The organism is Streptococcus pseudopneumoniae, assembly GCF_001074565.1.
In the GTDB taxonomy this organism is placed as follows: domain Bacteria; phylum Bacillota; class Bacilli; order Lactobacillales; family Streptococcaceae; genus Streptococcus; species Streptococcus pseudopneumoniae_J.
Genome location: NZ_JUQX01000041.1, coordinates 20,101 through 39,275, shown reverse-complemented (window position 1 = coordinate 39,275; position 19,175 = coordinate 20,101). Strand labels below are relative to the sequence as shown.

Annotated in this window: 27 protein-coding genes and 2 pseudogenes; all 29 read right to left on the bottom strand. The window is 38.4% G+C overall.

The window, feature by feature from the left end; all coding sequences use genetic code 11:
* Positions 1-156: 156 nt before the first annotated feature.
* The 29 genes and pseudogenes from ADI74_RS06600 to ADI74_RS06455 all read right to left on the bottom strand — a co-directional run bounded on the left by ADI74_RS06600 (position 157) and on the right by ADI74_RS06455 (position 19,152).
* Positions 157-339, bottom strand: coding sequence for a hypothetical protein (locus ADI74_RS06600; protein WP_049537884.1), 183 nt, complete (start codon positions 337-339; stop codon positions 157-159).
* Between the two features lies 1 nt (position 340).
* Positions 341-1,120, bottom strand: coding sequence for a hypothetical protein (locus ADI74_RS06595; RefSeq protein ID WP_001118424.1), 780 nt, complete (start codon positions 1,118-1,120; stop codon positions 341-343).
* Positions 1,121-1,271: 151 nt separating this feature from the next.
* Complete coding sequence (rbfA, locus tag ADI74_RS06590) at positions 1,272-1,622, bottom strand: 30S ribosome-binding factor RbfA (protein ID WP_001273601.1); 351 nt, start codon at positions 1,620-1,622, stop codon at positions 1,272-1,274.
* Between the two features lie 251 nt (positions 1,623-1,873).
* Positions 1,874-4,660, bottom strand: a complete 2,787-nt coding sequence (gene infB / locus ADI74_RS06585) for a translation initiation factor IF-2 (protein ID WP_049537882.1) — start codon at positions 4,658-4,660, stop codon at positions 1,874-1,876.
* Positions 4,661-4,676: 16 nt separating this feature from the next.
* Positions 4,677-4,976, bottom strand: a complete 300-nt coding sequence (locus ADI74_RS06580) for a YlxQ-related RNA-binding protein (protein WP_001041396.1) — start codon at positions 4,974-4,976, stop codon at positions 4,677-4,679.
* Entirely contained in the window at positions 4,969-5,262 is a 294-nt protein-coding gene (gene rnpM / locus ADI74_RS06575; RefSeq protein WP_000857568.1) for an RNase P modulator RnpM, read from the bottom strand. Before rnpM ends, ADI74_RS06580 begins: the two co-directional genes overlap by 8 nt.
* 21 nt (positions 5,263-5,283) lie before the next feature.
* Complete coding sequence (nusA, locus tag ADI74_RS06570) at positions 5,284-6,420, bottom strand: transcription termination factor NusA (RefSeq protein WP_049537880.1); 1,137 nt, start codon at positions 6,418-6,420, stop codon at positions 5,284-5,286.
* A gap of 42 nt (positions 6,421-6,462) precedes the next feature.
* Positions 6,463-6,942, bottom strand: a complete 480-nt coding sequence (gene rimP, locus ADI74_RS06565; protein WP_076984778.1) for a ribosome maturation factor RimP — start codon at positions 6,940-6,942, stop codon at positions 6,463-6,465.
* A 126-nt stretch (positions 6,943-7,068) separates the two neighbouring features.
* Positions 7,069-7,704: a tRNA (guanosine(46)-N7)-methyltransferase TrmB gene (trmB, locus tag ADI74_RS06560; protein ID WP_049537876.1), complete on the bottom strand. Its 636-nt coding sequence runs from the start codon at positions 7,702-7,704 to the stop codon at positions 7,069-7,071.
* Positions 7,701-8,495 (bottom strand): cell cycle regulator CcrZ, encoded by a 795-nt coding sequence (gene ccrZ / locus ADI74_RS06555; protein WP_049537874.1) that lies wholly within the window; start codon positions 8,493-8,495, stop codon positions 7,701-7,703. The genes trmB and ccrZ overlap by 4 nt, the downstream gene beginning before the upstream one ends.
* A gap of 162 nt (positions 8,496-8,657) precedes the next feature.
* Positions 8,658-9,269, bottom strand: coding sequence for a CPBP family intramembrane glutamic endopeptidase (locus ADI74_RS06550; protein WP_049537872.1), 612 nt, complete (start codon positions 9,267-9,269; stop codon positions 8,658-8,660).
* Positions 9,270-9,299: 30 nt separating this feature from the next.
* The gene (gene blpZ / locus ADI74_RS06545) at positions 9,300-9,548 is read right to left on the bottom strand and encodes an immunity protein BlpZ (protein ID WP_049537871.1); all 249 of its coding nucleotides are present in this window, start codon (positions 9,546-9,548) and stop codon (positions 9,300-9,302) included.
* A gap of 42 nt (positions 9,549-9,590) precedes the next feature.
* Positions 9,591-10,280: a CPBP family intramembrane glutamic endopeptidase gene (locus ADI74_RS06540; RefSeq protein ID WP_045591832.1), complete on the bottom strand. Its 690-nt coding sequence runs from the start codon at positions 10,278-10,280 to the stop codon at positions 9,591-9,593.
* Positions 10,281-10,353: 73 nt separating this feature from the next.
* The gene (locus ADI74_RS06535) at positions 10,354-10,737 is read right to left on the bottom strand and encodes a hypothetical protein (protein ID WP_049537869.1); all 384 of its coding nucleotides are present in this window, start codon (positions 10,735-10,737) and stop codon (positions 10,354-10,356) included.
* An 82-nt stretch (positions 10,738-10,819) separates the two neighbouring features.
* Positions 10,820-11,224, bottom strand: a complete 405-nt coding sequence (locus ADI74_RS06530) for a hypothetical protein (protein ID WP_049537868.1) — start codon at positions 11,222-11,224, stop codon at positions 10,820-10,822.
* A 460-nt stretch (positions 11,225-11,684) separates the two neighbouring features.
* Positions 11,685-11,804: a PncF family bacteriocin immunity protein gene (locus ADI74_RS06520; RefSeq protein ID WP_049537866.1), complete on the bottom strand. Its 120-nt coding sequence runs from the start codon at positions 11,802-11,804 to the stop codon at positions 11,685-11,687.
* Positions 11,805-11,806: 2 nt separating this feature from the next.
* Positions 11,807-12,037 (bottom strand): bacteriocin class II family protein, encoded by a 231-nt coding sequence (locus ADI74_RS06515; protein WP_049537865.1) that lies wholly within the window; start codon positions 12,035-12,037, stop codon positions 11,807-11,809.
* A 351-nt stretch (positions 12,038-12,388) separates the two neighbouring features.
* Positions 12,389-12,673: pseudogene (locus ADI74_RS06510) on the bottom strand (CPBP family intramembrane glutamic endopeptidase); the annotation flags it as partial.
* A 576-nt stretch (positions 12,674-13,249) separates the two neighbouring features.
* The gene (locus ADI74_RS06500; RefSeq protein WP_049537864.1) at positions 13,250-13,459 is read right to left on the bottom strand and encodes a Blp family class II bacteriocin; all 210 of its coding nucleotides are present in this window, start codon (positions 13,457-13,459) and stop codon (positions 13,250-13,252) included.
* A gap of 15 nt (positions 13,460-13,474) precedes the next feature.
* Positions 13,475-13,723, bottom strand: coding sequence for a Blp family class II bacteriocin (locus ADI74_RS06495; protein ID WP_049537863.1), 249 nt, complete (start codon positions 13,721-13,723; stop codon positions 13,475-13,477).
* Between the two features lie 243 nt (positions 13,724-13,966).
* Positions 13,967-14,170, bottom strand: a complete 204-nt coding sequence (locus tag ADI74_RS06490; protein ID WP_049537862.1) for a Blp family class II bacteriocin — start codon at positions 14,168-14,170, stop codon at positions 13,967-13,969.
* Between the two features lie 15 nt (positions 14,171-14,185).
* Positions 14,186-14,440, bottom strand: a complete 255-nt coding sequence (blpM, locus tag ADI74_RS06485) for a two-peptide bacteriocin subunit BlpM (RefSeq protein WP_049537861.1) — start codon at positions 14,438-14,440, stop codon at positions 14,186-14,188.
* 250 nt (positions 14,441-14,690) lie between these two features.
* Complete coding sequence (locus ADI74_RS06480) at positions 14,691-15,716, bottom strand: thioredoxin domain-containing protein (protein ID WP_049537860.1); 1,026 nt, start codon at positions 15,714-15,716, stop codon at positions 14,691-14,693.
* An 847-nt stretch (positions 15,717-16,563) separates the two neighbouring features.
* Positions 16,564-16,758, bottom strand: coding sequence for a Blp family class II bacteriocin (locus ADI74_RS06475; RefSeq protein ID WP_049537859.1), 195 nt, complete (start codon positions 16,756-16,758; stop codon positions 16,564-16,566).
* Positions 16,759-16,815: 57 nt separating this feature from the next.
* Positions 16,816-17,001: a bacteriocin class II family protein gene (locus ADI74_RS06470; protein ID WP_049537858.1), complete on the bottom strand. Its 186-nt coding sequence runs from the start codon at positions 16,999-17,001 to the stop codon at positions 16,816-16,818.
* 306 nt (positions 17,002-17,307) lie between these two features.
* Positions 17,308-17,604, bottom strand: coding sequence for a bacteriocin immunity protein (locus ADI74_RS06465; RefSeq protein WP_049537857.1), 297 nt, complete (start codon positions 17,602-17,604; stop codon positions 17,308-17,310).
* Positions 17,604-17,825 (bottom strand): leucocin A/sakacin P family class II bacteriocin, encoded by a 222-nt coding sequence (locus ADI74_RS06460; protein ID WP_049537856.1) that lies wholly within the window; start codon positions 17,823-17,825, stop codon positions 17,604-17,606. Before ADI74_RS06460 ends, ADI74_RS06465 begins: the two co-directional genes overlap by 1 nt.
* 192 nt (positions 17,826-18,017) lie before the next feature.
* Positions 18,018-18,232, bottom strand: a pseudogene (locus ADI74_RS11475) (hypothetical protein).
* A 251-nt stretch (positions 18,233-18,483) separates the two neighbouring features.
* The gene (locus ADI74_RS06455) at positions 18,484-19,152 is read right to left on the bottom strand and encodes a CPBP family intramembrane glutamic endopeptidase (protein ID WP_049537855.1); all 669 of its coding nucleotides are present in this window, start codon (positions 19,150-19,152) and stop codon (positions 18,484-18,486) included.
* Positions 19,153-19,175: the final 23 nt, after the last annotated feature.

Genomic DNA, 19,175 nt, shown 5'->3' with positions numbered 1-19,175 from the left:
TCGCCTTACCGTACTCAAGTACAGCCTGCGGCTAGCTTCCTAGTTTGCTCTTTGATTTTCGAAGAGTATAAAATGATTTTACTGCTTATATTATACCATATGGGAAGAGATTAAAAAACTAGCAGTGGAGTTCCTGCTAGTTTCTTTCATTTCAAGTTATTCCTTATCATCTGGTTTTGCGAGCCACTGGGCTACATCCATCAACTTGTCAGCCAGCAGTACTTTCCCGAAACCTACTAGAGCATTGTCATCTTTTTTCATGTTCTTCAGGACTTTGACGCTTTGCATCACGAAAAAGTAATTCCCATAAGTTTTAGCTAGAGTTTTTATAAGTCCCATATTACTCTCCTTCGATGATTTCGACCTCTTTTCGGATAGTATCAACGTCTCTTTGATATTGCACTTCATTGTAGTTGACTAGCTTGGACAATTCCTGTTGCAATCTTTCTCCCATCGGTTTCATGGTCGCAAAGGTTAAGCCACCAGAAATGACTCCGCCTAGGATAGGAATCACTTTCCCCATCCCTTTGGCTAAACCTCCTTTTGTCAGATTAACACCAAAAATTTTCAAAATTTTCTCTAAGATAGGATACCAGAGCGTCTTTGTCAAAGCTTTCTTGTTCACTACTTTTATGACTTGCTTGGCTACTGTCACTCCGCCTGATCGAAGCAAGGCACCTGCACCATTTACTCCCAGCATCACACCGAGGTACAGTAGGAGTGTGTTTTTAGCTTCCTCGCTTAACTCATTGCGCGATGCCCAAAGATCATCAAATCCGTAAATATACCCTAGTTCCTGAGCTAGTTTTAATGAGAATGCATAAAACTGGGCTACGTCTGTCGGGATAGTGATCGCCATGATAATACCTCCAGGTAGACCAGCCAAAACCGAAGTTCCACTGGCTAACAGGACATTATCCTTAATACAGGCCTTAGCCACTCTATCCAAGCTTTCCTGGGGTAATAAAGCCGTCGGTCCTTGTTCAATCAAAGTTGGAATATCCTTACGGTCTAATTCCTTTGAAAACTTTTCTACTAAAAATTTCTCTCGATCAACTTTGACTACGGGTAATTTTACCACTTGTTGCAGCACTTGCATAGCTATATCTTGTTTAGCCATATGTCTCTCCGTTTTTCATTTATATCAAGCTTTATCATATCATACTATTTGAAATATACAAATTTTTTAAACTGCGTTTTACAAGGGCAACATATCGATGATTAGCAAACAGATTACTCTGACAAGAAAAAAGAGGGTCACCCCCTCCTTCTTAGTTTTTATCCAGATTGCGTAGCATCTCGTCAATCTTGTTTCCATATTCGATGGACTCATCTTTGACGAAGGTTAAATCTGGGATTTTGTACAATTTTAAATTGCGACCAAGTTCACGTTTGATCGTACCAGTTGCTTTTTCAAGCCCGATTTGAGCTTTTTGGTTATCCGAAGCAAGGTTACTCAAAATGGTGTAGTAAACCTTAGCAACAGACAAGTCCCCCAGCATCTGAACATCTGTAATGGTCACACCTTGGACACGCGGATCACGGACCTTCTTTTGCAAAATCTCATTGACTTCACGCTTGATTTCCATGCCCACACGATCCGTACGGAAATGATTTGCCATGATATTCCTTTCTCTACTTTGAACCAAAAGCTAGGCCAGCAGACCTAGCTATTTTTAAACTTCTTGATTTTCATTTCAAATTGGAACAAAGTTCAATTTGAAATCATCTGCTTCTTTCGCCGTGGTGAAAGTGATGGAACTGATTTATCAGTTCCATCACAGGGGATTTTTGAGACCCTAGGCTCAAAAATAAGCAATGAAACCATCGGTTTGCTTGCGTCCCTCACCATCTAAGAAAGGAGCAAAAAATCTTATCTCTTGATTTCTTCCATGACATAAGCCTCAATCACATCATCCATCTTGATATCATTGTAGCCATCAATCATCAATCCACCTTCACGACCGTTTGTAACTTCTTTCACGTCGTCTTTATAGTGTTTCAAGCTTGCAAGTTCACCATCGTAAATAACGACACCGTCACGAATAACACGGACTTTAGAGTCACGGGTAACCTTACCGCTAGTAACCATAAATCCACCGATGGTTCCCACTTTAGATACCTTGAAGGTTTCACGGATAACTGCTTCACCGATAACTTTTTCTTCAAATTCTGGGTCAAGCATCCCTTTCATGGCTTCTTCCATCTCTTCGATAACCTTGTAGATAATGCTGTGAAGACGGATTTCAACATCGTCAGCATCTGCTTGTTGACGAGCTTGTGGTGTAGGACGTACGTTGAAACCAACGATAAAGGCATTTGAAGCTTCCGCAAGTGTTACGTCAGATTCGTTGATAGCACCGACTGCTGAGTGAACGATGGTAACTTTGACACCTTCCACATCGATCTTTTGAAGTGAGGCAGAAAGGGCTTCAACAGAACCTTGTACGTCGGCCTTGATGATAACGTTAACTGACTTAAGCTCACCAGCTTTAAGTGTATCAAAGAGGTTTTCAAGGCTGACACGTTGGGTAGCTTGACGTTGTTTCATAAGAGCACGTTTGGCACGTTCTTCACCGGCTGCACGCGCAGATTTTTCATCTTCGTAAACGGCAAAGTGGTCACCCGCCATCGGCGCTTCGTTCAAACCTGTGATAGAAACTGGCGTTGATGGTCCTGCAACCTTAACACGACGACCAAGGTCATTGGTCATAGCACGGACACGACCAAAGGTATTTCCGACAACGATAGGGTCTTGCACATTCAGAGTACCTTGTTGCACAAGAAGAGTTGCAACCGCACCTTTTCCTTTATCCAAACGAGCTTCGATAACCGTACCGATAGCACGCACTGTTGGATCTGCCTTGAGTTCTTGGATTTCAGCCACAAGAAGGACCGTTTCCAAGAGTTCATCAATATTTTGGTTGAACTTAGCTGAAATTTCGACAAACTCAGAATCTCCACCCCAAGCTGTTGACATGACACCATGCTCTGCCAATTCACCGATAACGCGTTCTGGGTTGGCACCTGGTTTATCAATCTTGTTAATGGCTACGATGATTGGAACGTTGGCCGCTTTTGAGTGGTTGATGGCTTCGATAGTTTGTGGCATAACACCGTCGTCTGCCGCTACAACCAAGATGGTGATATCGGTAACAGATGCACCACGCGCACGCATCGATGTAAAGGCCGCGTGTCCTGGTGTATCAAGGAAGGTAATCTTCTTGCCGTTTTCAACGATTTGGTAGGCACCGATATGCTGAGTGATACCACCTGCTTCTCCTGTTGCAACACGAGAGTTACGAAGGGTATCTAGAAGGGTTGTTTTACCATGGTCAACGTGCCCCATGATGGTCACAACTGGTGGACGCTCAACCAATTCATCTTCATTGAGATAACCATCTTCGACGAAGAAACGTTCGATGTCAGCATTGTCCACTTCAACCTTTTGTTTGGCTTCGATACCATAATCTACCAATAGGAGTTCAATGGTGTCACCATCCAAAGATTGGTTTTGTGTGGCCATAACACCCATCATAAAGAGTTTCTTAACGATTTCAGCTGGTTCACGTTTGATACGTTTTGCGATTTCCGCAACAGTCATACCATCTGTATATTCAAATTCGCTTGGCAATTCGTGGAACTTACGTTCTGTAACAGGTTTTGGTGCCTGATTGCGGTTGTTTTGCTTGTTGCCTTTTTTATTCTTTTTGTTGTTATTCCAGTTACTATTTCTTTGATTTCTCACTTGATTCTGACTACTTCGATTCTTTTGTTGTTTTCTAGGACCATCTTCTTCGTGATCATAATCGTCACGTTCTTTGTCTGGTCGAGCTTGTTTTTTACGACGTGTATCCACTGGCGCTTCTTTAGCTACAGGAGCTACTGCTACGGCTGGCTGCGTTTGTTCAGCTAACTTAGCAGCTTCCTCAAAAATTTCTTCAGGCTCCTTGCGTTTATTAGCTTGAGCCAAGGCTTCTTTGGCAGCTTGCGATTGCTTGAAGCGCTCCTCGCTTGAGCGTGCGTACTCTGCATTTTGCTCTGCTTTTAGGGCTGCCGCACGGGCTTTAAAGTCAACACGTGGTCCAGCTGATTTTGGCTGGAAGTCTTGTTGCTGACGGCGATCATTGCCACGATTTCCTTGACCTTGTGGTTTCTTCCCTTGGTCGTTAAAACGGCGATTGTCGCGGTTTCCTTGACCAGGTTTGCCACCATTACGGCCGTCGTTTTTCGGACGGTTGCCGTTTTGTTGTTGGTCACGGTTGTTGCCCTTGTTTTGTTTGCGTCGCTCTGCCTGCTCTTTTGCACGTGCCTCACGCTCCGCTTTAAAGTTACGGCTCTGCGGTCTTGCAGCCACCACTTTGTCTTCCTTAGGAGCTGCAGGTGTAGCTGGCTTGCTTTCTTCCTTTGCGGCAGCTGGTTTAGCCGAAACAGAATTTTCTGCTTTCTTTTCTACACTTGCTTTTGGTGCTGCAGGTTTTGCTTCTGCCTTAGGAGCAGGTGCCGATTTAAAGCTAGCCACGATTTTCTCAGCAGCAACTGCTTCTACGCTCGATGAGTGGCTTTTCACATCCAAGCCCAACTCTTTTGCACGCGCTACAACTTCTTTACTTTCTTTTCCAAGTTCTTTTGCGATTTCGTACAATCTTTTCTTAGACAAATCATGTCCTCCTCTTCTATTCCATAAGAGACCTCATTTTCTTTGTAAATCCAGCATCTGTCACAGCCAAAACCTTTCTTGATTTTCCGACTGCTATGCTTAATTCCAGTGTTGAAAACACGGTAATAACTTCTACTTGATAATAGTCACTTTTATCTTGAATCTTCTTGGTTAGATTGGGACCAGCATCATGTGCTAGAAAGACTAGCTTGGCTTTCTGGTCTTGGATAGCCTTGACCACCAATTCCTCACCTGATATGATCCGTCCTGCTCGTTGAGCCAGTCCCAAGAGATTGCTTATCTTTTGCTTATTCAAGTCCTAACTCTCTTCTTTTTACTTTGTGATCAACATAGGCGATCAACTCGTCATAAAAGCTTTCTTCCACTTCCATGTTAAAGCTGCGGTTAAAGACTTTCTTCTTTTTGGCCTCTAGGGCTTCTGTATTGTCTAGCTTGATATAAGCGCCACGGCCATTGGCCTTGCCTGTCGGATCGATAAAGACCTGTCCTTCTTTGTTCTTGACAATACGGAGCAAATCACGCTTGTCAATCACTTCGTTAGATACAACAGACTTGCGCAAAGGGATTTTTCTTGTTTTCATCTTTCCCTCCTCTAGCAGCTTTTATTCTTCAATCAATTCATCTACATCTGCGTAATCAATTTGACCTGCTTCATCCATCGCTTCAAACTCACTGGCAGACTTGATATCGATACGGTAACCTGTCAAATGAGCTGCCAAGCGAACGTTTTGTCCACGACGACCGATAGCAAGAGAAAGCTTGTTATCAGGTACAACGACCAAGGCACGTTTGCTGTCGTTTTCATCAAAGATAACTTGGTCAACCTCTGCAGGTGCGATGGCATTGTAGATAAACTCAGCTGGATCCGCTACCCACTCGATAACGTCAATGTTTTCTTCTACAGGAATCATACGGTCGCTCTTAGCGTCGTAGCGAGCTGGGTGGAATTTGCTGGTGATTTTCTTGATATTAGCACCACCACGCCCAACGATTGTCCCGATAGCGTCCACGTTTGGATTATGGCTACGAACGGCAACTTTAGTACGGTCACCAGCTTCGCGGGCTACGCTCATGATTTCAACAGTTCCATCGTAGACTTCTGGAATTTCTTGCTCCATCAAACGCTTAATCATTTCTGGATGGCTACGACTGACAAAGACGTTGACACCACGAGGGTTGTCCTCAACCTTGTAAACATAAACTTCGATACGATCGTGGGAAGCAAAGACTTCTCCAGGGATTTGGTCTTGTTTTGACAATTGAGCTTCGATGCTGCCAAGGTTGACATAGATGAACCGGTTGTCAAAACGTTCTACCGTACCAGACATGATTTCTTGTTCATGTTCTTTGTAAGTATTATAAGTGATAGCACGTGTTTGCTTGCGCATTTTTTCCATGATGGTTTGTTTAGCAGATTGGGCTGCTACACGACCAAACTCAGCTGGTGCTTCTTCAAACTTAATCTTATCACCAAGCTCATAGGCTGAATTAATGGCAAGGGCATCTTTCAAGCTGATTTCCAAACGGCTATCAAATACTTCATCTACAACTTCACGAACAGTATAGACAGTAAAGTCACCAGTCTTTTCATTGAAGTCGATGGCTACGCTGTCTGACTGACCATAGCGTCTACGATAAGCGGAACGAAGCGACTCCACTACTGCGTCGATGATGTCTTCTTTTTTGATTCCCTTGTCTTCTTCCAAAATGCGGAAGGCCTCTAGCATTTCTTTACTCATGTTTTCTTTGCTTTTGAATCCTCAAAAGCTATCCTTTCTTTTCTATAATTTTACTGCTAAACGTGCTTTTGATACTAAACTGTATGGAATTTGAACGGTTTTCTTACGCGTCTTGTCCATATATTCCATGGTCAACTCGTCCTCTTCAAAGGATACCAAAGTGCCTTCAAAGACTTTTTGCTTATCGATAGCTTGGTAGAGCCCGACATGGATGTATTTTCCAACCGCTCCAGCGATAGCATCCTTGGTTTTCAAAGGACGTTCCAAGCCTGGACTGGTGATTTCTAGGAAATATTGTTCTGGGAAGGGATCAGGCTTGATAGTGTCTAGGACAGGACTGATAATTTCTGTCAGGTCTGCCGTGTCGTTCAAGGTAATTCCTTCAGGTTTATCTACAAAAATACTGAGAATCATGTCACTGCCAATCTTTCCATACTCGATATCCACGAGTTCGAAAGGTGCTTGGATGACAGGTTCTACAACTTCTCTGACTAATTCTACGATTGTTGCGATTGCGTCCACCTCCTCATAAGCAAGAGGCGAAGATATTTCCCCGCCTCTCTTTCTCATATTCTTACTATCAGTATAGCACGTTTGTCAATTTATGTAAAGTATAAGCACTCAAACGGCTGGTTTTCAAGCTATTTCTTAAAATTCTGCCTCAACTCGGTAGATTACTTGACCCTTGTTGGAGAATTTTCGCTCATATTCCGTCATGACATTGCCATCAAAATCACTAGCATGTAAGTCCAACCAAACTCCGTTCAGTTTCATCCCATACTGAGAAAAACTCACCAAGCTGTACTCAAACAAGCCACGATTGTCTGTCTTGAAATGGATTTCCCCATTCTCAGGCAAGATGCGCTTAAAGGTATCCAAGAAACTCTTGTAGGTCAAACGACGTTTTTCATGGCGTTTTTTAGGCCAAGGATCTGAAAAGTTTAGGTAGAGACGATCAATCTCACCGTCTTCAAAGTAGTCCGTCAAATCTGAACCATCTACCCACAGCAACTTGATGTTGGGCACTCCAACTTCTAATACCTTGTCCAAGGCATAACTCAATACCGACTTTTGGATATCAATCCCGATGTAGTTGATGTCAGGATTTTGCTTGGCCATTCCTGATACGAAGGCCCCTTTTCCACTTCCAACCTCAACATGAATAGGATGATCATTTCCAAACAAGTCTCGCCATTTCCCTTTAGCCTCCAAGGGATTGAGGACCACATACTGAGGATTCGCCTCTAGTAATTCTGTCGCCCCTTTACGATTTCTAACTCTCATCTCTTCTTTCCATACTTATCACGGAAGACACGCAAGGCATAAATCTCCCGGTTTACATTGGCTAAATCTTGATTTACAAAGTATTTGGCAATCTGGTTCAGATAAGAATACTGACCATACCAATACAATTTATCTAACACTGTCTGATTGTACTTATAGCCGTAGTCTCTCAACCATTGACGCCACTGATGATCTGGAATGTAGTGGCATAGCAAATGCGCCACATCAAACATACGATCCGTCAGACGAACCGAATCCCAATCCACTAGATAAACAAGCCCACTCTCAGTCTCAATCCAATTACTATGGCGAAGGTCTCCATGCACAATCGTAGCATGATCTTCCCTAAAGCCTGGAACCGTCTTACCTAGCTCAGCAATCACACTATTCAAGTAGTGATTCTGTTGCAAGATTTCTGGTACTTCTTGTTTCCAAGAACGCAACAAATCAACTGGTTTTTCCATGGTATATCCCAAACGACTCAACTGCTTCATCAAGGGACGCGAGCGGTGAAGACGGTTCAAGATTGTAATAATTTGTTTGCGATTCATATCGTAGGGAGTCAAGATTTTGCCAGTCAACCATTCTTGGGCACACATATCACGACCATCCGCTAAACGACGAGTCCATAGTAATTGAGGAGCGATTTGTTCTCTGGCTAGGCCAGGTAGGATTGGAGAGGTGTTCATTTTTACAAAGACGCGCTTCCCATCAGGGTAGCTTCCCATATAAGCCTTGCCGCTCTTCCCTGGTATCGGGGTCAGCGTTAGCTCATTATCACCCAAGTCCATTTCTTTCCTCCGTATAAAGTTTCCTTACTATTCTACTAGTTTTTTGTCTATTCGTCAACCGCTTCACACCCGATTCCCAAAGAAAAGCATCTCAATTGATTCAGGCTATCATTATAGCTTAAAGAAGGCAAGCACCGTCTTCTGCTTACCTTTTCATGATTTTTAGAAATAAGTTAAAAGTGGCAAACTGTTGTAAGACATGTGAACTAGAGTAGAAACCCACAAATTTTGGCTCTTTTTGTAAGCAAAGCCCAGCAACAAGCTCCCAAGTAGATAATAGAAAAACGAAGGCACATCATAAGGTTCATGCATGAAAGAAAAGAGTGAGGAAGTCAGTACAAGCCCTAACCAAGAATTTTCAAATATAGCCCCCTGAAGAAGTCCTCTGAACATGAGTTCCTCCTGGATTGGTCCCAAAACTGTAACACTTACAATAAAGGAAAGCGGAAGTCCTTTACTCGTTTCCTCAAGGTGTTGAGCCGAGGCACCAGAAGCAACTGAGAAAAAAGCATGATAGCCTATATTTGCCAGCACCGTGAGAAGAAAGATTCCAATAAACAGCAAGAGTTGTTTCTTGCTTAAAATCCCAAAAGAAATCATATCAAACCATCTCGCATAGCCAAAACTAAGGAAAAGCAAGAGACTCTTTATAATAATGAATGTGTACTGGTGTTGAAAATAATCCCCTTGATTAATGGAATAACCCGCTGCACCAACGATTGCAAATACTAAAAATCCCAAAAACAAGGCATGACACTTATTGAAAATGGCCATACAGCTATCCTCCTCAACAAACAGACTTTCCTACAAGTCATCCTTTAGCTCTAGTCTTTCCAAAACAAACCATTTTAGTAACCAAAATCCGACCACATAGCCAGCTCCTAAGAATATAGACATGAAAGCTAGCATGGGATTTAGGAAAGAAAAGACCACAACAGATACAAAGGTTAGCACAAAAACACTAAAGGCAATAGTATCAGAAGCCAAGACTAGAATATAAGGTGTCAACCAGTCTAAAGTTTTTGAATCTAAAAAAAATAAGTGTTTATACATGATGAACTCCTCTATTGCTGAAAAGTAAACCTTTTGGTTTTTTCACCCCAAGACCCTATGTAGAAAAGTGAGCAAAAATGGTAAGTTTGCGATGATATTATTAACAATATGAATCGCATAAGAAGGATAGATACTCTTCGTATAACGTGTCAGATAGGCAAATAGAAAGCCCACTGTCGTATAGACAAAAATATCTGCGAGACTTGGCAAGCTAGAAAAGTGAGGCAAGGAAAATAGGAGTGAAGGAAAGAGAAGATCCAGCCCCCATCTCGAATTCTTAAAGAAGGCATGCTGAAGCAGTCCTCTACACACCAATTCTTCCATCAGAGGTCCTAGTACTATTAAAGTTAGGTAAACACCGAACTCCGCAAAATTGGTCTCACTATAGGCAATAAATAAATTCCAACCTTCGTTTGTTCCCTGAACGTGTTTAGCTGTCAGATAGTTAAAGCATATCAGCACGACAGCTACTAACACCGTCAGAACAGAATAGCTCAACCACTTTTTCCTAGGGATGCGAAAGAGATAATCATGGCCCGACCTGACCAAAATCCAAACCATCAAGCCGATAAAGAGAACACTGATGATGTTTCGGATCCAGATAATATTTCCTACCCAAGACGAGAACTCCCAATAATTGCTCCAAAATTGGGTTGTCCAAAACAATCCAAAAAACAAAAACAAATAAGAAAGAATTGCACTCGTTTTGAAAAGAATAGAGTGTTTTTTCATAGAAATCCCCCTACTATTTACAAGACAACGACTAGCCTAATACCTCCCTTTGCCGGGCTCTACTGCTACAAGATTAAGAGGACAGTTTGCTCTTTTTAAGACTAACCCGACTACTAGATAATAGATATATTAAGGCATTAAAGATAATGAAAATATGCCCGTAAAATAAAATCAACTTCACATCCAAACCAAGATAAAGTTTGGCCATCACAAAGATAAGCAAAAGAATTTGAAACCATATCGTTTTTCCAAAAATAAATTTAAAACGGTTTTGAATGTCTGCCTCCTTAATTTGTGCCGTCAACCCTTTATTGGTAAGAAGAAAAATCCCTGCTTCAAACAAGGCACTGTAGAGAACAAGCCACCCAATCGATACATTAGAGATTTGTAAAAATTTTCCTAAAAGAATATCCAAAATACTACTCAAGAAAATAACAAGAAATAATCTATATTTCATTTTAAATACCTCCATTCACTTATTTCACGGACAGTTTAATAGAGCCTTCTAATAAAAGATTCTATCAGAAGAGGAAGGTAAGCTACTTTTTATAATACTTCAATCCCCAAATGAGCAGAAGCATGATAAGCAAGCAGAGAATAGCACAAATATAGAGAATTAATTGCTGATAGAATTCTTCCGCTGTGATACCTCTATACAAACAAATAATAGACATAAAGCTTGTCAGACCGATGAACATGAGTTGATTGGTTCTAGGACTAACCAAATCATCGTCTTCAAACTCTCTTATCCTCATCTCCCTAGTGAGATAAACAGTGACCAAAATAGAAGCCAAGTTAATAACCACTAAAAGAAATTGAGAAACCAAGGAAAAATTTAAAAACTGACGAGATAGAAATAGATAAGTAGAGACAAGCAGGGGCAACTGCCCTAGGAACAATCTCGTAAGAAAGATGTTCCGTTTTTTAGCAAGAAAAATTTTCATTTTTTTGCTCCTTTCTTTTTAGTTAAAGCAAAATAGATCATAACTGCAATCATATAGGCTATAGTATAAAACAGAAGATACCAGATACTTTCCCTAAGCGGATAAAGAAAGATGGACATGATCAGATACAAGGTTAAAATGATAAATATTTTTTTCTTCATAAGATTTCCTCCTAAATGTATGCTTAATCTTAGATAAGCTACACCCTTTACACTACTAGTATAGCACTCCTTTTGAGCTTAATTCACCCAAATCATGAATGGTCATCAAAACTTCCTAAATTGTAAAAAAATTAAAAAAAAGCAAGCATGAAAAACATACTTTCCTCTTTATATTGTATTGATACCAACTTGTTTGCGGACTTTTCATCCTGCTATCACATATCATTTTGACAGGCTAAACAAAAATAAATTTCTCCCCTGTAAATTAAGCTAGCAGATACAGGGGAGAAATTTATTTTTTAGGGAGTACTATCCGTATCCTTTTTGGGAGATTTTGAAAATATTTTTCTAATTAAATCATCCATATAAGGACCAAATACACCAACTACTAAACCAATAATAAAACTTTTAAAATCCATAATTACCACCAACATGTTACTGCATAGGCCACACCTCCAAGTATAGCTCCACCCGCAGCACCAGTTGCAGCGCCTTGCCATGTTCCTGTTTTAATTCCTAGTTGAAGACCTCTTGCTGCTCCTCCTCCAATACCTGCTTTGGCAAAATCTCCCCAATTGCAACCGCCACCTTCAACGCAAGCAAGCATATCGGTATCCATAATCTCAAATTGTTCCATCATTTTTGTATCCATGACAAATACTCCTTTTTATTTTTAATTTTATCCTGTTGCAACTTGGACAAGTTTAGTATATCACTGTTTATTAATTTTTTTCATCCAAATCTTGAATTGTCATCGAAACGTCTTGAATTGCTCAAAGAGCACAATCTTCCCAATCAACTAATAAGAAGAGACTGGGACAAAAAGATTTTGATTTTAGGAATTCTATATTATAAATTTTTAAAATCGATAGATTAGACAAAAAAGCGAACAAGACAGAATTCTGAGTGTTAGATAACTGATTTTGTTCGCTTTTTATATTTAAGATTAGACTTTTGTCCCAGTCTCTTCTTAAAATCGATAATTATTTTTACTCCACTATTTTTAGCTAAATATCCTGTGTAAAAAAGTCAGCAAAAATGGTGATGTCGCGACAATATTATTGATAACATGCACCGCATAAGATGGATAAATGCTCTTGGTATAGCGGGTCAAACCGGCAAGGATGATTCCAAATGTTGCAAAGACGGAAATATCTAACAAACTAGGTAGGCTTGAAAAATGAGGAAGTGCAAATAAAATGGAAGGAAGGAGCAAATCAAGGCCAAATCGCGAATGTTTAAAAAAGGCGTGTTGAAGTAATCCTCTATAGATTAACTCTTCCATCAGTATAACTATTTGTGCTTTAGAGTGTGAAGCCACTTTATCCTCTAAACGTGTCTTACTATAACATTCCTGTTCTTTAAGCCACGATTTCGCTATGCCTTCTTCTCCCCGCTACCTCACGATAGTCAGGCTTGAGAATCGCTATTGAATTCACCGGTAGCGGGTGCACACGGAGGACTTACACATCAAATACACGACATGCCCGTCGTACTCAAAAAAGAAAGGACGAAATTCGTCCTTTCTCGATCCTAGCTTTTCTTCAACTCACTACAGTTGACAATGAGCCAAAGGATAGTTAATAACCTATTGAAGTGTCAAATGTTGCTAACTCCATTTATCTTCAAATTTAAATAGACACATTATCGGAGTTATCAGTAAGAAAAAATCTAACCAATTCAGATAATTCATAATATAGGATATAATACCAGCCATAACGAAAAGGTACAAAGCCGTACGATATCCTCTCTTTGGGTTTTTATCAGCCTTGGTGTTAAAAATAATGTACACACAACAAATTGCAATGAGTATAAGCTGAATCATAGTTTCATTTAACATATTAATACCCATTCCTTTTTTAAACTATTTTGGGGGTCTCAATCCAAAAGCTATAATGCCACCTACTATAGCGCCCCCTGTTGCGCAAATCAAGTAAGCTTGAGGGCCTCCAGCGATACAAGATTGTCCTGCCTGAAATGCACCCGACAAGGCTCCTACAACTACATCTCCTCCCAATCCACCTCCAGAAATATTACTTAATTCTTGATTGTCTACTATTTTGTAATCAAACATAATTTCTACTCCCTTCTATGGCCAAATATTATCAGCAATTGCAGTAAAAGCACCACCAAGTTTAGCTCCAGCCCAAGCACAGCCAGCAGTCATAGCCCATGCGGAACCACTAGTAAGGAGCCCTCCTACCGTACACATAGCAACTCCGATACCTGCTCCATAGACAGTTCCTTTTCCTACTGTTCCCCAATCAGTTCCTCCCTCAATGCTAGCCAGCACATCAGTATCCATAATCTTAAATTGTTCCATCATTTTTGTATTCATATAGTATATAACTTTTCAGTTACGGAACAAGTTTAATATAAAAATTATCAAAAAAACATAGGCAATGAAGAGAAAAAATAATTTATCATAGATTAGAAATAATATGACAAAACAATTCAATGATGTTAATTCAATAGTCTTTTGTTTTTTATCAGAGATACTTATAGATAGATAAATAAGATATGTTTGGAAAGCGAAGAGAATTATATAGAATACAGCCTTCATACAATATATCTTCCATTTTTATGATGTAGCACTATAGGCTAAATATCCACAAATCAATGCTCCTCCAATTCCTCCTATTGCAGCGCCCCATGGTCCTAGAAACTTCCCATATTTCACTCCACCCGCTGCACAACCTAAAGCAGCAACTACAGCCGCTCCTCCGGAATTACCTCCATAAATCTCACTTAACATTGTTTCATCTGCATTATAATAAGTATTCATACAAATCTCCTTTTATCAAAATCCACCCGTTGCACCTGTTACTCCTGCCCAAAGAGCCACACCAAATTTAGCTCCTATGTATCCACATGCTCCCATAAATGGCGCTCCAACACCACTCGCAGCACAAATGGCTGTTCCTAAGCCCCAGCCACCAAAAGCTGCACCACCACCTTCTAAGACATCAGTTTGCCAATTATTCTTGCCTCCTTCAATACTGGATAACATAGTTATATCCATTTCATGAAATTGTTCTATCATTTTTGTATCCATAACGAATACCTCCATTTTAATCTTAATTCTAATTTTTGTCTTGTTGCAATTTTGACAAGTTTAGTATATCATCGTTTATTAATTTTTTTCATCCAAATCTTGAATTGTCATCTAAACGTCTTGAATTGTAAAAAAATTTAAAAAGCAAGCATTAAAAACATGCTTGCCCTTTCACTCTTGTCTATAGGAAAATTCTAGTCATATGTTATTACAAACAAATAATATCATTGCACCTGTTTACCATCTATTTTTATTTATGAATCTTTTGTTTCACTTTAATCATTATAGAAGCCATAAAAAACACGACAGCTAGCCGAATCAGTTGGTAACTTTCTTCCTCTCCTGTTTTCGGTAATAATTTTTTATTCGAAGTAATAGATTGGCTTCCCTTAACATCGGTTAAAGGAGTTTTATTTTCTTGAGCAGCATCAAAAATAGGTTTGAGAGTTTCCAATTGATTCTTATTGTCTAACATTGCTAAATCGCCAGATTGAGTAGTTTTAGCTTTGGAAGTTGAGTTTATACTCTCCACTTTCCCACTATTTTCACTATTAGAATTGGGATTATCATTGGATATTTTCATTTCGGTTCTTTTTTCATCACTCATACCTTTACTTTCACTTACAACTTTATCACTAGTACTCATGCTGTCATTTCTGGTTTTCTCATCATGCACATTTTCAGTTACTGTTTCCTTGGACGATGCTATTGTTTCCGTTTGCTTAGGTGAGTTTCTCGAGTACATATAATCATAAACCTGTTGTGCAGTCGCTCCCCCACCAACCCATCCAGATATCGGACGTCCATTTCTTAAATACAAAATTGTTGGTGTTCCTGGAATACCGACTTTTTTAAATAGAAACTCTCTCGCCTCCCCATCAAAATCCTTACCATCCAAATCATAATACTCTAACTTTTTTTCAATCAAGTTATTAAATTCTTTCAATTTAGGAGAAAATTGACGACAATGAGAGCAAGTTTTTCTACCAAAATAAATAGTATGTTCCAATTGATCCTCTGTAAAAGATTGACGAACAGCTTCAATATCTATCTTTTTAAAGTTCTCAACATTCTGTTCATACTCTTCTGGAGTTACAACGGCAGGTTTATTCTCCACCTTTTCCTTAGCCGGTGGCAAATCTGGTGCCACAACAGAACTATCATTAGTCTGGATAGATGAAGTAGTAGGCTGTTCTTCTGCATATACAACACCCGTAGTAATAGATGCAAATACAAGTGGCACAAGTAATAGCGATTTTATATTTTGTTTCTTCATAAGAATACTCCTTTACATTTGTTGTCTTTATCTTACCTTATTTAAGATTACAAATTCATATAAATCTTAAATGGTCATCGAAACATCTTGAATTGTAAAATCTTCATTATAAAAGGGTAAGTATTTCAAAAACACTTACCCTTTTTAATTGAGTTGTACCAAAGGTCTATTAAAAAGATGAATACTTGAGAACATCTACTATCATTCTGTTTTTTTACACATTAAGCAAACCAGTTCTATAGTTTCATAATTTTTTCTTACTATGAACGTTCTTTATTTTTATATACTTTATAATCTAATCTATGTTTTATCAGACTATAGATTGTAACAGGAGTACTCACTAGTACCACAATATTTTTCCATAATTCCGTTGAAATCATGAGTACTCTTATACAAAGAAAAAGAGACATCAATATTACTACAACTCGGGCAAATAAATCTAAATAATCTATATACTTTTTCATATCGATACTTCATCCTTCACTTTTATTTTAATATTTTATAAGTAAGCAATTTTTTAATTCTAATACTAACTAACATCCCTCCCACTCTAAACAAGAGTACTGGAGTGTTATCTATTGACCAACCTATATTTAAACTATTCAGCAATATCAATATTACTTAGCATAAACTTCAAAAATTTTAAAAACTTTTATAAAAACTCTAAATTTTACATTAACCTATAAATTATCTGTTGTTTATACTCTTCGAAAAAACCTTCAAACCAGATCGGCACCACCTTTCAGTAGGTATATGTTACTGACTTCGTAAACCTTATCCACAACAAACAGTATTTTGAGCTATCTGTGACCAGCCTTCTAGCTTATTCTTTGTTTTTCATTAAGTATCAACTAACAGGGGTAGCACAAAAAAACATATTAGCCGCCGTGCCTACACCAAGCGCACCCCAAGGACCTCCAAATGCACCTCCAAATATAGCGCCTCCTGCTGTTCCTACTACACAACGCCAGTCTCCACCATTAACAGTTGAGAGTATCTCCACATCAACAACTTCAAATTTCTTGATATTATCCTTATTCATTTTTTTACCTCCAAATTCAGTTTAACATCACTATAAATACTAATGTCCAAATAATTATTAACAGTAATAAGCGGCTGCTACCATACCTAAACCTATACCGCCCCAAGGACCCCCAAAAACAGCACCTACACCAATTCCAGCAGCAATTGCAGTTTCACAATCACCAAATTTTTTACCACCTTCAATGCAAGCAAGCATATCAGTATCCATACTCTCAAATTGTTCCATCATTTTTGTATTCATGACAAATACTCCTTTTATATTTTTTATTTTTGTCTTGTTGCAACTTTGACAAGTTTAGTATATCATTGTTTTTTTAAAATTTTTCATCCAAATCTTGAATTGTCATCGAAACATCTTGAATTGCAAAACTTCATAAAAAAGTAAGTATTTCAAAAACACTTATCTTTTAATTTGAGTTTTTTGTCCTGTTGCAACCATGACAAGTTTAGTATAGTACTGTTTTAATTTTTTTCACTCAAATTCAGAGTCACAATAAAAATATTAGAAATATATAAAATATAATTAACATATCAACTATACCATACCCTAGTATCCATATCTAATATTAGATAATTCTCTTAATTTTTTTATCTGATCAGACTGAATTTCAGATAAATGTAGTGCATTTTCAATTAATACATTTGAAATTTCAATGTTCATTCGACTAAGGGTATAAGGAATCGATATACTTCCTTTCTTTAATTCATATTCGTAAGAAATCAATATATTTTTCAAAGGGAGAAGTTGAGAATCACATTTTATATTTTGAATAAGTTCTTCTAATATGATGATAGCTTCACGGCGTCTTTCAACTCCTCCAGAAAACCACTTTAAACCTCTCATTATAGAGGCCCCCCCGAATTCCAACCTGCATTCCCACCTGAAAATCCATTAACAATAGAATTAGTAAGAATTTTATTTATAGCTTCAGGCCAGTTTACCCAGCAACCTTTAGAGTTATCACAATATAAACCATTACCGTAGTATATTGTTTTTCCTCCTACTTTACTCGCAAGCATCTCTGTATCCATAACCTCAAATTGTTCCATCATTTTTGTATCCATGATGAATACCCCTTTTCATTTTTAATTTTTGTCCTGTTTCAACTTTGACAAGTTTAGTATATCACTGTTTATTAAATTTTTTCACCCAAATCTCGAATAGTCATCGAAACATCTTGAATTGCAAAAACTTCATTATAAAAGGGTAAGTATTGCGAAAACACTTACCCTTTTATACTTTATTAGCATTAGCCCCTACTTTTTATGATACTTCAAATCCCAAAGGAGCAGAAGCATGATAAGCAAGCATAGGATGGCACCGATATAGGCAATTAATTGCTGATAGAATTCTACTGCTGTGATACCTCTATACAAAGCGATAATAGACACAAAACCTGTCAATCTATAAACATGAGTTGATTGGTTCTAGGACTAACCAAATCATCATCTTCAAATTTTTTCACTCTCATTTCCCTAGTGAGATAAACAACAGCCAAAATAGAAGTCAAGTTGATAACCACTAAAAGAAATTAGAAAACTAAGGAAAAATTTAAAAACTGACGAGATAAAAATAGACAAGTAAAGGAAACTGACCTAGGAACAATCTCACTAGAAGTACGTTGTGTTTTTAGAAATATTTTTCCAGTCTCCTCTCTTATACTAATATATCAAGAAACCGTATGTAACCTCTGCTACATAGCTATGTGACCTTATTAAAAACTTAAGTAGCCAGAAAAAAGAGACAGGTAACAGTAGCATTCATCAAACCATGTACAACTACACAGGAATACAGGTTTCTCCGCTTTATATAGAGACTCCCTAATACAATTCCTGTCACAAGATGCTGAGAAATAATCTCTCCATCATGAGCAAATCCAAAAAGAACAGCTGAAAGAAAAACAGCAAAAATAGGAGAATATTTTTCTAAAGTTCCTAAAATGATCCCTCTAAAGAGCATCTCCTCCAAAAGAGGTTGAGTAAAAGCAGTTGACAACCAGAATAGAAATGTGTACAGAAAACCTCTTGTTTCCAAATGTTGAAAAAAGCTTAAAGAACTTGTATTATCATGGACTTTTCCAAGTACGGTCATGAAAAGTATAAAACCAACTACTAAAACCAGATTAGCCAGATAAGCAAGAACAATCCATTTCAATTCTACCCACTTGATTGGCAAGCAATCTAAAGTAGTCTCATCACCCCATCTCTTAATGAGATATACAAGAATGGTTAAACAAATAAAGAAAGTTAAAAAGAAGACACCAACACTGAACACATCTCCCATCGCTCCGTCATAAAATCGTCTAACAACAGTTAATGGTACAACTTGAATGGCAAAAGTAAGTAAAAAGCAAGTAAGCACTTTTATAAAGATAAAACTTATGTTCTTCATAGTTTATCCTTTCTTTAATGTCT

Excerpts from the sequence above, each read along its gene's own strand:
- ADI74_RS06460 (WP_049537856.1), bottom strand. The coding sequence starts at position 17,825 with ATGGATACAAAAATGATGGAACAATTTGAGGTTATGGATACAGAGATG.
- ADI74_RS06595 (WP_001118424.1), bottom strand. The coding sequence starts at position 1,120 with ATGGCTAAACAAGATATAGCTATGCAAGTGCTGCAACAAGTGGTAAAA.
- nusA (WP_049537880.1), bottom strand. The coding sequence starts at position 6,420 with ATGAGTAAAGAAATGCTAGAGGCCTTCCGCATTTTGGAAGAAGACAAG.
- blpM (WP_049537861.1), bottom strand. The coding sequence starts at position 14,440 with ATGGATACAAAAATGATAGAACAATTTCATGAAATGGATATAACTATG.
- ADI74_RS06550 (WP_049537872.1), bottom strand. The coding sequence starts at position 9,269 with ATGGCCATTTTCAATAAGTGTCATGCCTTGTTTTTGGGATTTTTAGTA.
- trmB (WP_049537876.1), bottom strand. The coding sequence starts at position 7,704 with ATGAGAGTTAGAAATCGTAAAGGGGCGACAGAATTACTAGAGGCGAAT.
- ADI74_RS06490 (WP_049537862.1), bottom strand. The coding sequence starts at position 14,170 with ATGAATACTTATTATAATGCAGATGAAACAATGTTAAGTGAGATTTAT.
- rbfA (WP_001273601.1), bottom strand. The coding sequence starts at position 1,622 with ATGGCAAATCATTTCCGTACGGATCGTGTGGGCATGGAAATCAAGCGT.
- ADI74_RS06455 (WP_049537855.1), bottom strand. The coding sequence starts at position 19,152 with ATGAAGAACATAAGTTTTATCTTTATAAAAGTGCTTACTTGCTTTTTA.
- rnpM (WP_000857568.1), bottom strand. The coding sequence starts at position 5,262 with ATGAAAACAAGAAAAATCCCTTTGCGCAAGTCTGTTGTATCTAACGAA.
- ccrZ (WP_049537874.1), bottom strand. The coding sequence starts at position 8,495 with ATGGACTTGGGTGATAATGAGCTAACGCTGACCCCGATACCAGGGAAG.
- blpZ (WP_049537871.1), bottom strand. The coding sequence starts at position 9,548 with ATGTATAAACACTTATTTTTTTTAGATTCAAAAACTTTAGACTGGTTG.
- ADI74_RS06475 (WP_049537859.1), bottom strand. The coding sequence starts at position 16,758 with ATGAATAAGGATAATATCAAGAAATTTGAAGTTGTTGATGTGGAGATA.
- ADI74_RS06495 (WP_049537863.1), bottom strand. The coding sequence starts at position 13,723 with ATGAATACAAAAATGATGGAACAATTTAAGATTATGGATACTGATGTG.
- ADI74_RS06465 (WP_049537857.1), bottom strand. The coding sequence starts at position 17,604 with ATGAGAGGTTTAAAGTGGTTTTCTGGAGGAGTTGAAAGACGCCGTGAA.
- ADI74_RS06515 (WP_049537865.1), bottom strand. The coding sequence starts at position 12,037 with ATGGATACAAAAATGATGGAACAATTTGAGATTATGGATACCGATATG.
- ADI74_RS06470 (WP_049537858.1), bottom strand. The coding sequence starts at position 17,001 with ATGAATACAAAAATGATGGAACAATTTGAGAGTATGGATACTGATATG.
- ADI74_RS06520 (WP_049537866.1), bottom strand. The coding sequence starts at position 11,804 with ATGGATTTTAAAAGTTTTATTATTGGTTTAGTAGTTGGTGTATTTGGT.
- ADI74_RS06500 (WP_049537864.1), bottom strand. The coding sequence starts at position 13,459 with ATGTTTGATTACAAAATAGTAGACAATCAAGAATTAAGTAATATTTCT.
- ADI74_RS06530 (WP_049537868.1), bottom strand. The coding sequence starts at position 11,224 with ATGAAAATTTTTCTTGCTAAAAAACGGAACATCTTTCTTACGAGATTG.
- ADI74_RS06600 (WP_049537884.1), bottom strand. The coding sequence starts at position 339 with ATGGGACTTATAAAAACTCTAGCTAAAACTTATGGGAATTACTTTTTC.
- ADI74_RS06535 (WP_049537869.1), bottom strand. The coding sequence starts at position 10,737 with ATGAAATATAGATTATTTCTTGTTATTTTCTTGAGTAGTATTTTGGAT.
- ADI74_RS06480 (WP_049537860.1), bottom strand. The coding sequence starts at position 15,716 with ATGAAGAAACAAAATATAAAATCGCTATTACTTGTGCCACTTGTATTT.
- ADI74_RS06540 (WP_045591832.1), bottom strand. The coding sequence starts at position 10,280 with ATGAAAAAACACTCTATTCTTTTCAAAACGAGTGCAATTCTTTCTTAT.